12 protein-coding genes are annotated in these 15,113 nt (G+C 67.7%); 5 read left to right on the top strand and 7 right to left on the bottom strand.

From position 1 onward, the window contains the following. Positions 1-173 precede the first annotated feature (173 nt). Positions 174-1,058, bottom strand: coding sequence for a methylisocitrate lyase (gene prpB, locus ACGHX3_RS14135; protein WP_394695369.1), 885 nt, complete (start codon positions 1,056-1,058; stop codon positions 174-176). A gap of 135 nt (positions 1,059-1,193) precedes the next feature. Here prpB and ACGHX3_RS14140 point away from each other — a divergent pair, with 135 nt between their 5' ends. Together ACGHX3_RS14140 and ACGHX3_RS14145 are read left to right on the top strand one after the other, a co-directional pair. Continuing rightward, complete coding sequence (locus ACGHX3_RS14140; RefSeq protein WP_162338009.1) at positions 1,194-2,420, top strand: citrate synthase family protein; 1,227 nt, start codon at positions 1,194-1,196, stop codon at positions 2,418-2,420. A gap of 86 nt (positions 2,421-2,506) precedes the next feature. Then, the gene (locus ACGHX3_RS14145; RefSeq protein WP_394695370.1) at positions 2,507-3,913 is read left to right on the top strand and encodes a M14 family zinc carboxypeptidase; all 1,407 of its coding nucleotides are present in this window, start codon (positions 2,507-2,509) and stop codon (positions 3,911-3,913) included. Between the two features lie 3 nt (positions 3,914-3,916). Here ACGHX3_RS14145 and prpE read toward each other — a convergent pair whose 3' ends face one another. From prpE to ACGHX3_RS14175, 6 genes are all read right to left on the bottom strand, one after another. Then, entirely contained in the window at positions 3,917-5,818 is a 1,902-nt protein-coding gene (gene prpE / locus ACGHX3_RS14150) for a propionate--CoA ligase (protein ID WP_394695371.1), read from the bottom strand. A gap of 113 nt (positions 5,819-5,931) precedes the next feature. Continuing rightward, positions 5,932-6,912, bottom strand: coding sequence for a hypothetical protein (locus tag ACGHX3_RS14155; protein ID WP_394695372.1), 981 nt, complete (start codon positions 6,910-6,912; stop codon positions 5,932-5,934). An 87-nt stretch (positions 6,913-6,999) separates the two neighbouring features. Next, positions 7,000-7,986, bottom strand: a complete 987-nt coding sequence (locus ACGHX3_RS14160) for a malate dehydrogenase (RefSeq protein WP_394695373.1) — start codon at positions 7,984-7,986, stop codon at positions 7,000-7,002. 78 nt (positions 7,987-8,064) lie between these two features. Beyond that, positions 8,065-9,267, bottom strand: a complete 1,203-nt coding sequence (locus ACGHX3_RS14165) for a pyridoxal phosphate-dependent aminotransferase (protein ID WP_394695374.1) — start codon at positions 9,265-9,267, stop codon at positions 8,065-8,067. Between the two features lie 129 nt (positions 9,268-9,396). After that, positions 9,397-10,167 (bottom strand): hypothetical protein, encoded by a 771-nt coding sequence (locus ACGHX3_RS14170; protein WP_394695375.1) that lies wholly within the window; start codon positions 10,165-10,167, stop codon positions 9,397-9,399. 53 nt (positions 10,168-10,220) lie between these two features. Then, entirely contained in the window at positions 10,221-10,718 is a 498-nt protein-coding gene (locus ACGHX3_RS14175) for a peptidylprolyl isomerase (RefSeq protein ID WP_394695376.1), read from the bottom strand. Between the two features lie 365 nt (positions 10,719-11,083). Here ACGHX3_RS14175 and typA point away from each other — a divergent pair, with 365 nt between their 5' ends. The 3 genes from typA to ACGHX3_RS14190 are packed head-to-tail and all read left to right on the top strand — an operon-like array spanning position 11,084 to position 15,049. Next, on the top strand, positions 11,084-12,913 hold the full coding sequence (gene typA, locus ACGHX3_RS14180; RefSeq protein ID WP_162338018.1) for a translational GTPase TypA: 1,830 nt from the start codon (positions 11,084-11,086) through the stop codon (positions 12,911-12,913). Positions 12,914-12,928: 15 nt separating this feature from the next. Continuing rightward, positions 12,929-13,399, top strand: coding sequence for a DUF2127 domain-containing protein (locus ACGHX3_RS14185; RefSeq protein ID WP_162338019.1), 471 nt, complete (start codon positions 12,929-12,931; stop codon positions 13,397-13,399). Between the two features lie 51 nt (positions 13,400-13,450). After that, the gene (locus ACGHX3_RS14190) at positions 13,451-15,049 is read left to right on the top strand and encodes an amidase (protein ID WP_394695377.1); all 1,599 of its coding nucleotides are present in this window, start codon (positions 13,451-13,453) and stop codon (positions 15,047-15,049) included. Positions 15,050-15,113 lie beyond the last annotated feature (64 nt).

A 15,113-nucleotide genomic window follows, 5' to 3' on the forward strand; every position in this document is an offset into this window, starting at 1 on the left:
CTCCTCATCGTGACTTGGAGCCCCTCTCCCACCGGGAGAGGGGTTGGGGTGAGGGTTCGGCGAAATCCGTGCAGCTCGAACATCGCTGGCTTCGCCGTAGCCTCATCCGCCCTTCGGGCACCCCGTATCGAGTACGGGGCAGGCTCTTCTCCTGGAGGGAGAAGAGGTATTAGCTATTTCTTTGCGGAAAACAGGGTGTCGAGCTTCTGCTCGAAGGCGTGGTAACCGATGCGGTCGTACAGCTCTTCGCGCGTCTGCATGGTGTCGACCACGTTCTGCTGGTGGCCGTCGCGGCGGATGGCTTCATAGACGTTCTCCGCCGCCTTGTTCATGGCGCGGAACGCCGACAGCGGATACAGCTGGATCGCCACGCCGACCGAGGCCAGTTCGTCGCGGGTGAACAGCGGCGTCTTGCCGAACTCGGTGATGTTGGCCAGCACCGGCACCTTCACCGCGTCGACGAAACGCCGGTAGGTGGGCAGGTCGTAGGCGGCCTCGGCGAAGATGCCGTCGGCGCCGGCCTCGACGCAGGCGATGGCGCGCTCGATGGCGGCATCGACGCCTTCGACCTGGATGGCGTCGGTACGCGCGATCAGGAAGAAATCCGGATCGGTCTTGGCATCGGCGGCAGCCTTGACGCGATCGACCATCTCGCCGGCCGACACGATCTCCTTGCCGGGACGATGGCCGCAGCGCTTGGCGCCGACCTGGTCCTCGATGTGGCAGGCCGCGGCGCCGGCCTTGATCAGCGACTTCACCGTGCGCTCGATATTGAAGGCGCTGGGCCCGAAGCCGGTGTCGATGTCGACCATCAGCGGCAGGTCGCAGACGTCGGTGATGCGGCGCACGTCGATCAGCACGTCTTCCAGCGTGTTGATGCCCAGGTCCGGCAAGCCGAGCGAGCCCGCGGCGACGCCGCCACCGGACAGATAGATGGCCTTGTAGCCGGCGCGCTTGGCGAGCAAAGCGTGGTTGGCGTTGATGGCGCCGATCACCTGCAGCGGCGATTCGGCGGCGAGGGCGGCACGGAATGTCGCGCCTGCGGAAAGGGAACTCATGGGAACTCCTGTCGATCTGGCGCCCGGACGTGCCGGCCGCCGGAGGTGCGTGAAGGGTACGCCCCTCTTCGGGTCGCAAATCTGGCACCATCCGCAGGGTTGATCAATCTTGATCGAATCAATCAATATTTCCGTATGGCCTCCGCCACCGATCTGCTGACCGCCCGCGAGACCTGCCGCCTGCTCGGCATCAGCCAGGCCACGCTGTACGCCTATGTCAGCCGCGGACTGCTGGAGTCGCGCCCCGGCAAGGACCACCGCAGCCGCCTGTATCTGCTGCAGGACGTGGAACGGCTGGCGCAGCGCAAGCAGGTGGGTCGCGGCGCTGCGCGTGGCGCCGCGCAGAGCCTGGACCGCGGCCTGCCGGTACTGGAAACACGGATCTCGCTGATCCGTCCCGATGGCCCCTACTACCGTGGCCGATCCGCGATCGCGATGGTCCACGAAGGTGCCACGCTGGAAGACGTGGCCCGGCAGCTGTGGGATGGCGGTGCGGACGATCCGTTCGCCGTTCCTTCACTGGTGCAATGGCCCGCGGTCGTCGCGCCGCTCGCCTCCGACGCTTCGCTGCCGCCGCTGGAACGCGCTATGGCGGCAATCCCGCTGCTGGCGCTGGACGTGCGCCACTCCTTCAGTTCCGCGCCGCGTGTGCGTCATGAGATCGCCGCCGGCCTGCTGCGCCACAACGCGGCGCTGCTGGTGGCGCGACCGCCTTCCGACGCCCCCGTGCATCGCGTGCTCGCGCAGGCCTGGCATCCCGGCGACGACGGTTTCGCCGAACTGGTCCGCGCCGCGCTGGTGGTCTGTGCCGACCATGAGCTCAACGTGTCCGCATTCGCCGCGCGCGTGGTCGCCTCCACCGGCGCGCATCTGCATGCGACCGTGTGCAGTGGGCTGGCGGCACTGTCGGGGCCACGCCATGGCGGTGCCACCGCGCGCGCCTACGCGCTGATCGGCGATGCCAGCGAAGCCCGTTCGCCACGCGCCTTCATCGCACAACGCTGGCAGCGCGGCGACGACCTGCCCGGCTTCGGCCATGCGCTGTATCCGAACGGCGATCCGCGCGGCGCGGAACTGCTGGCGCGCGCCCGCCTGCGCCATGCCGGCACGCGCGAGATGGCTGCGCTCGAAACATTGATCGCCGCCACCGAGGAGATCAGCGGCCTGCGTCCGAACATCGATTTCATGCTCGCCGCGATCTGCCATCTCAACCGTCTGCCGGCGACGCCGGCACTGGTGATGTTCGCCGCCGGCCGCCTCGCCGGCTGGCTGGCGCATGCGCTGGAACAGCAGGCACAGGGCCGTTTGATCCGACCGCGCGCGAGCTATACCGGCGTCACTCCGCCCGCCACATCGCCGTGATGCCCTTGCCGCACGCGCCGGCGTGCGTTTGACATCACTGGCGCATGCGGTGACCCTGCCATGGCCCGCTTCCTGCCGCTGCTGCAATGCGCCCTTCCCTGACTCTGTGCCTGCTGCTGACGATGATGACCCCCGCCACCGTCGCCCGTAACGCCGACAACCCGCATCCGCCGGCGACCGCGGAACGCGCCACCACGCCCATGCCCCCGCCCCCGGCCTGGTTGGCGGACCTCGATGCGCTGTACGACGCTCGGTTGCGCGTAGAGGGCCTGGAAGACCGCAGCTTCAACGCCGAGCATTGGTGGTCGATTGCAACGCCGCTGCTGGAGACGCGCCACGGATTCCGCGTCGAAGAGATCGGCCGCAGCGTGGAAGACCGTCCGCTGCGCCACGTGCGCTGGGGCACCGGCAAGACGCCCGTCCTGCTGTGGTCGCAGATGCACGGTGACGAGAGCACGGCGTCGATGGCGCTGGCCGACCTGTTCCGCTTCCTCGGCGAACATCCTGACCACCCGCTGGTGAAGCAGCTGCGGGCGAACACCACGCTGCACGTCTTCCCCATCGTCAATCCCGACGGTGCTGCGCGCTTCCAGCGCCGCAACGCGCAGGGCATCGACCTCAATCGCGATGCGCGCATGCTGGCCACGCCGGAAGCACGTACGCTGAAAGCGCTGTTCGACCAAGTGAAGCCAAAGTACGGCTTCAACCTGCACGACCAGCGCGTGGGTTATCGCGCCGGTGATTCCGACCGCGGCACCGCCATCGCGCTGCTGTCGCCGCCGTACAACCATGCCGCCGACGTCAACGAGGTGCGCACGCGTGCCATCGAAGTGGCCGGCGTGATCCGCACTGCACTGGAGCCGTATCTCGCCGGCCATATCGCGCGCTGGGACGAGGAGTTCGATCCGCGCGCGTTCGGCGACCTGACCACGCAGTGGGGCGCCAGCACGGTACTGATCGAGGCCGGCGGCATCGAGGGCGACGTGCAGAAGCAGCGCCTGCGCAAACTCTATTTCCTCGGCCTGGTAGCGGCACTGGACAGCATCGCCACCGGCAGTCATGCCGGCGTGTCGCCCGCCCTGTACCGCGACCTGCCGGAGAACGGCGACGTGTGGCCGGACCTGCTGGTGCGTGGCGCCACGCTGTCGGCACCCGGGCGTCCGCCACTGCGCGCCGACCTGCTGGTCAACTTCCGCAATCCGTTGACGGAGACCGATGGCGCCATCGCCGACGTCGGCGACCTCGGCACGAAGAAGGCGCGGCGCAGCATCGACGCACGGGGGCTGTTCATCGTGCCGATCGCGGGGCATGCAGGCGAACGCACGATTATCGAAGCCAATGACGACACCGATGAAGGCGCACGGGCGCCCTCGCCGCTCACGCCAGGTGCGAGCGCACGCTTCGTACTGAGTCGTGACCCGCAGGGTCGCGACGTGGTGTGGACGCTGGACGGCAGCGTGGATCCGGCGGCCCGTTCGCCGACGAAACGCTGAGGTTCAGCTGCCGACGTCGGGGCCGCGCTGCAGCGCGCGCTTCACTTCTTCCAGCGCGTTCGGATCGTCCAGCGTGGAAAGGTCGCCGGGATCCGCGCCCTGCGCCAGCGCCTGCAACGAACGTCGCAGCAGCTTGCCCGAGCGCGTCTTCGGCAGCGCATTGACGATGTAGACGCGCGCGGGACGCGCGACCGCACCCAGGCTCTGCTCCACCGTGCGACGCATGCCATCCGCCGCCTGCACACGCTCGTGCGGCTCCTCCGTCGCCTGGCGCAACGTGGCGAACACCACCGGCACCTGCCCCTTCAGTTCATCGGCGACGCCGATCACGGCCGCTTCCGCGACGGCGGCGAAGCCCGACACCGACTCCTCGATCTCGCGCGTGCCCAGGCGATGGCCGGCGACGTTGATGACGTCGTCGGTGCGCCCGAGGATGAAGGTGTAGCCGTCCTCGTCGCGGATCGCCCAGTCCAGCGAGCTGTACAGCAGCTCCTTGAAGTGGCTGAAGTAGCTGGACAGGAAACGCGCATCGTCGTTCCAGATGGTCGTCATGCAGCCGGGCGGCAGCGGCGGCTGCATCACCAGCACGCCTTTCTGCCCCGGCCCGACCTCCTCGCCGGTGTTCTCGTCGATCACCTTCATCCTGTAGCCGAGGTTCGGGAAGCCGGGCGAACCGAAGCGCACCGGCTTCATGTCCAGTCCGGGCAGCAGCGTCAGCGCCGGCCAGCCGGTTTCGGTCTGCCAGTAGTTGTCGATCACCGGCTTGCCGATCGCATCGGTGATCCAGTGCGCCGTCGGCTCGTCCAGCGGTTCGCCGGCGAGGAACAGGTATTTCAGTTCCGACAGGTCGTGCCGCTTGATGAAGTCGATGTCGTGCTTCTTCAGCACGCGCACCGCGGTCGGCGAGGAGAACATCGTGCGCACGCCGTACTGCTCGCACAGCGCCCACCAGATGCCGGCATCCGGATTGATCGGCAGGCCTTCGTACAGCACCGACGTCGCCCCGACGATCAGCGGGCCGTAGACGTTGTACGAGTGGCCGACCGCCCAGCCGACGTCGGAGGTGGAGAACATCACCTGCCCCGGCCCGACGTCGAACACGGTCCGCATCGACAGCGCCATCGCCACCACGTAGCCACCGACATCGCGCTGCACGCCTTTCGGCTTGCCGGTGGTGCCGGAGGTGTAGAGCAGGTAGCTGGGCTCGTTCGACTCCAGCCATTCGATCGGCACGTCGGCATCGCCGACCTCGGCACGCAACGTGGCGTAGTCCTCGTCGCGGGTGGCGACCCTCGGCTCGGCAGGATCGAGTCCGCGCGACACGATCAGGACCTTCGGCGGCGGTGTGGTCGCCTTCGCGCAGGCCTCGTCGACCAGCGGCTTGTACGGAATGACCTTGCCGCCACGGCTGCCGGCATCGGCGGCGATCAGCAGCTTCGGTTGCGCGTCGTCGATGCGCAACGCCAGGTTGTGCGCGGCGAAGCCGCCGAACACCACCGAGTGCACCGCACCGATGCGCGCGCACGCCAGCATGGCGAACACCGCTTCGGCCATATTCGGCATGTAGATGACGACGCGGTCGCCGCGACCGACATCGAGTTTCTTCAGCACGGCAGCGAACGCGTTCACCTCGCGATACAGCTCGCGATAGGTCAGTTCGCGGGTAACGTCGGTTTCGGTGGACACCGCCACCAGCGCCAACTGGTCGCCGCGCTCGTCGAGATGGCGGTCCACCGCGTTGTAGCAGAGGTTGGTCTGCCCGCCGACGAACCAGCGGCGGAACGGCGGCGTCGAATAGTCCAGCACCTGCTGCGGCGGCACGTGCCAGTGGATCGCCTTCGCCTCCTCGCCCCAGAAGGCCTCGGGCTGCTCGATCGAGCGACGGTAGACGTCTTCGTAGGCCATGCGATCCTCCCGGGTGCAGCGAGTGGAGGCAGCATAGACCTGCGCCCGCGCGGCAACCTTCCTACCTTGGTCGCATGGGACAACGTGTCGCACCCGCGCAGGGCGCCCACTCCTCATGCCAGCGGCAGGGCGCTCTCCGCACGGCACAGGCGATCGTGCAACGCACGCACCGGCTCGACGCCGGGATCGATGCGACCTTCCCCGAACGAACGCTCATAGCGGCACGCAGCGAAACCGGCCGAACGTCGCTCGTAGTCGTTCACCCACTGCCGGCGTTCCTCCATGCGCTCGGGCTTGATCGGCCACGTGCCGGGTCGTGGCCGCAGATGGCGATCGATACCGATGCGCCACGGCTTCGGACTGACGCGCGCACGGAAGCAATGCTGGCGCACGCACATCACCGCATACACCGGATCGGACTGCAGCGCCTTGAAGCAGGCTTCCACCTCGGGTTCGGCCGGGTCGAACGGGCGGTGCGTGACGAGGACGCGCAAGCCTGCCGGTGTGCGGTACTGACGCAGGCTCCAGTCGGGATGTGCCGCGGCGAAGGCCTCCACGCGCGCATTGGCCCACGCTTCCGGACGCCCATCGCGACGCAGGCGGGCGGCGTGGAGATGGCGGATCACCCGGCCTGCCACCAGCCAGGCGACAACGGCCGCCACCAGGGCCACCCACCAATATCCGGCCCAGATGCCGGCGATCACGGCGAAGGCGAGCAGGGGCAGACGGACGTTGCGCTTCAAGGCGGCGGCGGGACCAGGCGCCTCGAAATCGATGTCCACGAACAATGCATGCGGCGTGTTGAGACAGAGCGCGCCATAGGAATTGCGGGTGATCACGCTGTCGCCGTCGCGCGCGATGATCTCCTCGCGGATCGGTACGCCGACCGCGCCGTTGTAGGGACGCTTGTCTTCCCGTCGCTGCAGCGGCTCACCCGCGAGAACCCGTTCGAAGGCTTCGCGCGTGCGCGCGTCGGCGTGCGCTTGCGCCTCCTGCTGGCTGACGTCGGACCAGCCGAAGCGGCGCACGGTAACCTGCCTGCCCTTCGAACGATGCTGCAAGCGGCCTTCGGCCCAGTACTGCGGAACGATCATGCGCCTCCCCTGCCCGGACGCCGCCCCACGCGGGACAAAAAAAGCGCCGGGAATCCCCGGCGCTTCTTGTACACCATGCGGGCGCGATCAGCCCAGCAGGTGCGCTACGCCGCTGCGCTCTTCTTCCAGCTCGCCCAGCGTCTTGTCGATCGCAGCCTGGCTGAAGGCGTCGACCGGCAGGTCCTTCACCATCGTGTACTCGCCGTTCTCGGTGGTGACGGCGAAGCCGAACATCACGCCTTCCGGGATGCCGTAGCTGCCGTCGGACGGAATGCCCATCGTCACCCACTTGCCGTTGCTGCCCAGCACCCAGTCGCGCACGTGGTCGATGGCGGCGTTGGCGGCCGACGCGGCCGACGACAGGCCGCGCGCTTCGATGATCGCGGCGCCGCGCTTGCCGACCTGCGGGATGAACGTGTTGGCGTTCCAGTCGGCGTCGTTGATGGTGTCTTTCAGCGACGTGCCATTGACGGTGGCGAAGCGGTAGTCCGGGTACATCGTCGGGCTGTGGTTGCCCCACACGACCAGCTTCTCGATATCGCCGACGGCCACGCCAGCCTTGTTGGCGAGCTGGCTCAGCGCGCGGTTGTGGTCCAGGCGCAGCATGGCGGTGAAGTTCTTCGACGGCAGGTCCGGTGCCGACTTCATCGCGATGTAGGCGTTGGTGTTGGCCGGGTTGCCGACCACCAGCACCTTGACGTTGCGGCTGGCGACCTTGTTCAGCGCCGCGCCCTGGGCGGTGAAGATCTTGGCGTTCTCGAGCAGCAGGTCCTTGCGCTCCATGCCCGGGCCGCGCGGACGCGCGCCGACCAGCAGGGCCACGTCGGCGTCCTTGAACGCGACTTCCGGATCGTCGGTACCGACGATGCCGGCCAGCAGCGGGAACGCGCAGTCTTCCAGCTCCATGATCACGCCTTTCAGCGCGGCCTGGGCCTTCTCCAGCGGCAGCTCGAGCAGCTGCAGGATGACCGGCTGGTCCTTGCCCAGCATTTCGCCGGAAGCGATGCGGAACAGCAGCGCGTAGCCGATCTGGCCAGCAGCGCCGGTAACGGCAACACGGACGGGGGTTTTCATGGTGCGGATCCTCGGGGTTACGTAGGGCGGGCCCAGGCCCGCCGCGTGGGGAAAGGTGGGCCAAGGCCCACGCGACGGTTACTTCAACTCGGCAAAGAATTCCTGGAAACGTTGCAGCCCCGGCGCCAGCTGCGGCGTCGGGCAGGTGTAGCTGATGCGCAGCGCGCGTGGCTCGCCGAACGCGGAGCCGGGCACGCAGGCGACGCCTTTCGCGTCGAGCAGCACGTTGCAGAAATCGACGTCGTTTTCGATTTTCACACCGTTGTGCGACTTGCCGAACGCGCAGCTGATGTCGGGGAACACATAGAACGCGCCCTGCGGACGCGGGCAGACCACGCCGGGAATGGCTTCCATCGCCGCCAGCACCTGGTCGCGCTTGGCCTGGAACTCGGCGTTCTTCGCCAGCGGCACGTCCTGCGGACCGGTCAGCGCGGCGATGGCCGCGGCGGTGACGACTTCCGGCACGTTGGTGATGTGGTTGGAGTTCATCGTGGTCAGCGCTTTCGCGACGACCTCCGGACCCGCCATGAAGCCCACGCGCCAGCCCGGCATGCCGTAAGTCTTCGACAGCGAATCCACGAACACCGTGCGCTCGCGCAGTTCCGGCCGCGCCTGCACGAAGTTGGTGTACGCCAGCCCGTCGAACAGCATGCGGTTGTAGATGTCGTCGGTGATGATCCAGGTGTCCGGATGCTTCACCAGCACGTCGGCCAGCGCGGCGATCTCGTCGCGTGTGTAGACCATGCCCGTCGGGTTGGACGGGTTGTTGAACAGGAAGACTTTCGGCTTGTACGTCGCCAGCGCCTCATCCAATTGCGCGGGCGTCAGCTTGTAATCCTGGCTGGCCGGGCACGGCAGCGGCACGGCCTTCGCGTTGACGATGTCGGCGATGTCGGCGTAGGTGGTCCAGTACGGCGACGGGTAGACGATGGTGTCGCCCTCGTCCAGCAGCGACTCGGCGAGGTTGTACAGGATGTGCTTGGCGCCGATGCCGGTGGACAGGTTGGCACGCGTGTAGCCGGTCAGGCCCAGCGCTTCGATGTGCTGCAGGAAGGCATCCAGCAGCGCGTCGGTGCCGCGGTTGCTGCCGTACTGGCCGGAATCCTTCGCCAGCGCGTCGCGGGCGGCCTGGTAGACGTGGTCGCCGGGCAGGAAATTCGGAACGCCGATCGAGAAACTGATGATGTCGCGGCCGTCGGCCTTCAGCTTCTTGGCCTTCTCGGCAACCGCCATGATCGCACTGGGCTTGGCGCGACCGATGCGCCGGGCAAGCAGGGGCATTGCACAACCTCGCGTGGAAACGGTGATGGAGCGTCGCCGCCGTCTTTTTTGCGGCGCAAAATGGTATCACGGCACCCCACCACGACCGACTAGCCCATGGTCTAGGCCGGCAGCGTCACGCACATGCGGTCACTGGTAGTCGACGACGTCGCCCAGGTCGTAGTTCTCGTCGAAATAGGCCTGCCACTGGGCATAAGCCGCGCGCAGGCAGGCGGGGGTGTCGCAGGCATCCAGTTGCCGGGTCGCCGCGGCCACCGTGCGGTCGCCATCGGGGTAGCGGTCGGCCAGTTCCTTGAACTGCGCGCGCATCCCGGCGTCCAGCGCGCCGAACTCCTCATGCCCGCAGACCAGCGCCGCGCGCACGCTGCCGGCGGGCGCATCGGTGTCGCAGGCGGCATCGTCCGGGCGGCTGGCCGTGCGGACCGCCTCCGCGACGCCCTCGCGGTCGCGTGCCGTCAGTCGGCGCACGAAGCCCAGCGCCTCCGTCTGCCCGCCTCCCCAGGTGATGCGCAGGCTGAAGGCATCCGGCGTCTGAGGATCGGGCACCTTGCGTACGGTGACGGTTTCGCTGGGGCCGGTATCCGACGTCACGTGCAGGGCCAGCGTGCCGTTATCCAGGTCGACATCCTCGACCTTGCCGTCCAGCAGGGCGCCATCGCGCACCACGCGCAGGCCAGCCGCCTGCCACTCGAAGACGTACAGCGTTTCCGCGTCGTCGCCCTCGTTCTCCTCGGTGCTCCAGAGACCCTCGAGGCTCTGCTGGAAACGTTCGGCGTACGGCTGTTCGACTTCCGGCGCGGCAGCGACGGGGTCGGTGTCGGCGTCCTGCCGGCAGGCAGCCAGCAGCAGCGCGGCCATCAACAGCATCGCGCCCATCGGGGGCGCACGGCGATCCTTCATGGTGGTGCTCCCAAACAAAAAAGGGCCGGTCAACGACCGGCCCTTTCATTCCATCACGCGGACAGGAAGCGGTTCCACTCCGCCACGCGCTCGGCCTTGGCGGCCAGTACCGCATCGGTGTCGCCGGCGATGGTGACCTTGGTGATCAGGTCGCCCTGCTTCACCGCGTCCACCACATCCAGGCCTTCGGTGACCTTGCCGAACACGGTGTGCTTGCCGTCCAGCCACGGGGTGGGCACGTGGGTGATGAAGAACTGGCTGCCGTTGGTGTTCGGGCCGGCATTGGCCATCGACAGCACGCCGCGCTCATGGCGCACGCCGTTGGTGGTCTCGTCCTCAAACCGGTAGCCGGGGCCGCCACGGCCGGACCCCTCGGGGCAACCGCCCTGGATCATGAAATCGGGGATCACGCGGTGGAAGTTCAGGCCGTCGTAGAAGCCGCGCTTGGCCAGGTTGACGAAGTTGGCCACCGTCAGCGGGGCCTTGTCGGGGTACAGCTCGATCGTGATCGGGCCGCGCGAGGTGTCGAAGGTGGCAGTCAGCTGACTCATGGAACGGTTCTCCAGGGGTGAAATAAGGTGGCGGTCGGCTCTGCGCCACTGTTGCGCGCTCTGGCACGGGCCAGGGGCGTCAACGGTGGTGCCTGAGCTGCCCCCGGCGGTCCTTCAGGCCGCGGGCGTCGCCAGAGGAACGACGGGCGCCCGTTCAGGCGCCCTCCGCTTCCCAGATCACGACGATCCGGCGCGATTTCAAGGGCGGCCCCTTCGGCGGCCGGCGTCCGTTCTGGCGTTATTCGGAAAATCAGGTGCTTAGCGCGCCATAGCCCGCTATAATACGCCGCATTCTTTCCTCCCCGTCCTCGCGCCCTGCCCCTTCGAAGGGGGTATCCGGGTGCGTTTTTCCGATCCCAGAATCCATGTCCATCGAAAACCTCCGCAATATCGCGATCGTCGCGCACGTCGACCACGGCAAGACCACCCTCGTCGACCAGCTGCTGAAGCAGTCCGGCACCCTTTCCGAGCGCACCGTGCTGGCCGAGCGCGTGATGGACAGCAACGATCAGGAAAAGGAACGTGGCATCACGATCCTGGCCAAGAACACCGCCATCACCTGGCAGGGCAACCGCATCAACATCGTCGACACCCCGGGCCACGCCGACTTCGGTGGCGAGGTCGAGCGCGTGCTGTCGATGGTCGACACCGTGCTGATCCTGGTCGACGCGATGGACGGCCCGATGCCGCAGACGCGCTTCGTCACCCAGAAGGCGTTCGCGATGGGCTTCAAGCCGATCGTGGTGATCAACAAGGTCGACCGCCCCGGCTCGCGTCCGGAGTGGGTCGTGGAGCAGGTGTGGGACCTGTTCGACCGCCTGGGCGCCACGCCCGAGCAGATGGATTTCCCGATCGTCTACGCGTCGGCCCTGAACGGCTATGCCGGTCTGGAGGACACGGTGCGCGGCGGCGACATGACCCCGCTGTACGAAGCGATCATGCAGCACGCGCCGAAGCCGGAAGTGGATCCGGAAGGCGCCTTCCAGATGCGCATCAGCCAGCTGGACTACAACAACTTCGTCGGCGTCATCGGCATCGGCCGCATCCAGCGCGGCACACTGAAGAAGAACATGCCGGTCGCCGTGATCGACCGCGAAGGCAAGAAGCGCCAGGGCAAGGTGCTGCAGGTGCTGGGCTTCCTGGGCCTGGAGCGCATCGAGCAGGACAGCGCCGAGGCCGGCGACATCGTCGCCATATCGGGCATCCAGGACCTGACCATCTCCGACACCGTCTGCGCGCTGGACACTCCGGAAGCGCTGCCGGCGCTGACCGTCGACGAGCCGACCATCTCGATGACCTTCCAGGTGAACAACTCGCCGTTCGCCGGCCACAAGGACCTGTCGGGCGGCAAGTTCCTGACCAGCCGCCAGCTGAAGGAGCGCCTGGAGCGCGAGACCGTGCACAACGTCGCGCTGAAGGTCGAACAGCTGGAAGACGCCGACAAGTTCCTGGTTTCCGGCCGCGGCGAGCTGCACCTGTCGGTGCTGATCGAGAACATGCGCCGCGAAGGCTACGAACTGGCCGTGTCGCGTCCGGAAGTGATCATCAAGGAAATCGACGGCCAGATGATGGAGCCGATCGAACAACTCGTCGTCGACGTGGAAGAAGTCCACCAGGGCGGCGTGATGGAGAAGCTGGGCACCCGCAAAGGCCAGCTTAAGAACATGGAGCCGGACGGCAAGGGCCGCGTGCGCCTGGACTACCAGATCCCGGCGCGTGGCCTGATCGGCTTCCAGAACGAGTTCAAGACGCTGACGCAGGGCTCGGGCCTGCTGTTCCACGTGTTCGACCACTACGGTCCGAAGGAACAGGGTGCCATCGCCAAGCGCCTCAACGGCGTGATGATCGCCAATGCGCCGGGCGCCACGCCGGCCTATTCGCTGGGCCCGCTGCAGGAGCGCGGCAAGCTGTTCGCCGCCGAAGGCGACAACGTGTACGAAGGCCAGCTGATCGGCATCCACTCCAAGGACAACGACCTGACCGTCAACGCGATCAAGACCAAGCCGCTGACCAACATGCGCGCCTCGGGCAAGGACGATGCCATCCAGCTGACGCCGGCGATCAAGTTCTCGCTGGAGCAGGCGCTGGATTTCATCGACGACGACGAACTGGTCGAGATCACGCCGAAGGAAATCCGCCTGCGCAAGAAGTTCCTGACCGAAAGCGACCGCAAGCGCGCCTCGCGCGCCGCCTGACCGCCGCACCGCGCCTTGGAGACGTCCGCGTACAACCCGGATCCCAGGGCGCATCCCGGCCTGCACGCCATCGCCCTGTTCGAGGGCGCCAAGGGCGTGCTGGCCCTGGCCCTCGCCGGCGGACTGCTGGCGCTGGGCCCGGATCGCCTGCGCGAGAGCGTGCAGGCGATCGTCAGCCGCTTCGTTCCCAGCGCCGGCCCCGGCGTGATGGGCCAATGGCTGGACAAGATCAATCCCGAGTCCGTCCACGTCGCGGTGCTGATCATCGTGGTCTACGCCGGCATGCGCCTGCTGGAAGCCTGGGGCCTGTGGCGCGCCCGCGCCTGGGCGTCGTGGCTGGGCTGCATCGGCTCGGCGGCCTACCTGCCGCTGGAGGTCGATGCGCTGTACCGCCATCCCGGCTGGCCCACCGCGGCGCTGCTCGTCGTCAACCTGGTGATCGTCTGGGTCCTGTGGCGCGACATCCGCCGCCGCAAGACCATTTGACGCACGGCCCGGCCGCTGCGTAGCCTGCGGCAACCCCGCGAAGGTGACTGCATGCGTCGACTCCTGCTGCCGTTCTGCCTGACGCTCGCCCTGGTCGCCTGCCAGCCGGCGACGCCACCGGCCGCGACGGCACCCGCGCCGACCGACTTCATCTACGCCGAGCTCGACATCGCCGACCTGCAGTCGCGCATGCAGTCGGGCGAACTGGACAGCCGCAAGCTCACGCAGGCCTACCTGGACCGCATCGCCGCGGTCGACAAGGCGGGGCCGCAACTCAACGCCGTCATCGAACTCAATCCCGATGCCCTGAAGGAGGCCGCGCTGCGCGATGTCGAGCGGCGCGCCAATACCGTGCGCGGACCGCTGCATGGCATCCCGGTGCTGCTGAAGGACAACATCGACGCGGTGCCGATGGCCACTTCCGCCGGCTCGCTGGCGCTGAAGGATTTCCGTCCGGGCCAGGACGCGTTTCTGGTCCGTCGGTTGCGCGAGGCCGGCGCGGTCATCCTCGGCAAGACCAACCTGAGCGAGTGGGCCAATTTCCGTTCCACGCATTCCACCTCGGGCTGGAGCGGGCGAGGCGGCCAGACCCGCAACCCTTACGCGCTGGACCGCAATCCCTGCGGGTCGAGCTCCGGCAGCGCGGTGGCGGTGTCGGCCAACCTCGTCACGATCAGCGTCGGCACCGAGACCGACGGCAGCATCGTCTGCCCGGCGGCCATCAACGGCGTGGTGGGATTGAAGCCGACGGTGGGCCTGATCAGCCGGCAAGGCATCCTGCCGATCTCGCACAGCCAGGACACGGCAGGCCCCATCGCCCGCAGCGTATCGGACGCGGCCCTGCTGCTGGCCGCGCTGGCCGGCCGGGATGCGGCGGATGCGGCGACCACCCAGGCCGCCTGGAACACCGCGCTGGACTACAGCGCACGCCTGAAGCCAGGTGCGCTGAAAGGCGCCCGCATCGGCGTGCTGCGCAGCAAGGCGGCGATCCACCCCGACGCCGCTGCCGCACTGGAAGGCGCGATCCAGGTGATGCGCGAAGCCGGCGCGGTCGTCGTGGATGCGGAGATCCCCACCGACGGCCAATGGAACGCGGACGAACTGCAGCTGATGCTGTACGAGTTCAAGCACGGCGTGGAACGGTACCTGACGGAGCGCAAGGCCCCGCTCACGACGCTGTCGCAGCTGATCGGCTACAACGAGCAGTACCGCGTCTCCGAGATGCCGTTCTTCGGCCAGGAGCTGTTCGAACAGGCCAACGCCAAGGGCGGGCTGGGCGAAGCGGAGTACATCGCCGCCCGCAGCCGCGCGCGCCGGCTTGCCGGCCCGGAAGGCATCGATGCCGCGCTCAAGGCGCAGCAACTGGTCGCACTGATCGCACCGACCACCGGTCCGGCCTGGCTGACCGACCACAAGGCGGGGGACCACTTCCCAGGTGCGGGCTACGGTGCCGCAGCAGTCGCCGGCTATCCCAGCCTCACCGTTCCGATGGGCCACAGCGATGGCCTGCCGCTCGGCGTCGTGTTCATCGGACCGGCATGGAGCGAGGCGCAGCTGATCGCGCTGGGGTACGACTACGAACAACGCACCCGCGCGCGCAAGCCACCGGAGTACTGGCCCACGCTGCCGCCACGCACGCCCCGACGCTGACGTCCAGCCGGAAAATGTGAGTCATTTTGCGCGAGGAAGCGCTTGCAGGCGCTTCCCGTTCGTG

The organism is Pseudoxanthomonas japonensis (assembly GCF_043632995.1).
Taxonomy (GTDB): Bacteria; Pseudomonadota; Gammaproteobacteria; order Xanthomonadales; family Xanthomonadaceae; genus Pseudoxanthomonas_A; species Pseudoxanthomonas_A japonensis.

Bases quoted from the DNA above. Each gene is read 5' to 3' on its own strand.
- prpB (WP_394695369.1), bottom strand. From the start codon at position 1,058: ATGAGTTCCCTTTCCGCAGGCGCGACATTCCGTGCCGCCCTCGCCGCC.
- ACGHX3_RS14140 (WP_162338009.1), top strand. From the start codon at position 1,194: ATGGCCTCCGCCACCGATCTGCTGACCGCCCGCGAGACCTGCCGCCTG.
- ACGHX3_RS14145 (WP_394695370.1), top strand. From the start codon at position 2,507: ATGCGCCCTTCCCTGACTCTGTGCCTGCTGCTGACGATGATGACCCCC.
- prpE (WP_394695371.1), bottom strand. From the start codon at position 5,818: ATGGCCTACGAAGACGTCTACCGTCGCTCGATCGAGCAGCCCGAGGCC.
- ACGHX3_RS14155 (WP_394695372.1), bottom strand. From the start codon at position 6,912: ATGATCGTTCCGCAGTACTGGGCCGAAGGCCGCTTGCAGCATCGTTCG.
- ACGHX3_RS14160 (WP_394695373.1), bottom strand. From the start codon at position 7,986: ATGAAAACCCCCGTCCGTGTTGCCGTTACCGGCGCTGCTGGCCAGATC.
- ACGHX3_RS14165 (WP_394695374.1), bottom strand. From the start codon at position 9,267: ATGCCCCTGCTTGCCCGGCGCATCGGTCGCGCCAAGCCCAGTGCGATC.
- ACGHX3_RS14170 (WP_394695375.1), bottom strand. From the start codon at position 10,167: ATGAAGGATCGCCGTGCGCCCCCGATGGGCGCGATGCTGTTGATGGCC.
- ACGHX3_RS14175 (WP_394695376.1), bottom strand. From the start codon at position 10,718: ATGAGTCAGCTGACTGCCACCTTCGACACCTCGCGCGGCCCGATCACG.
- typA (WP_162338018.1), top strand. From the start codon at position 11,084: ATGTCCATCGAAAACCTCCGCAATATCGCGATCGTCGCGCACGTCGAC.
- ACGHX3_RS14190 (WP_394695377.1), top strand. From the start codon at position 13,451: ATGCGTCGACTCCTGCTGCCGTTCTGCCTGACGCTCGCCCTGGTCGCC.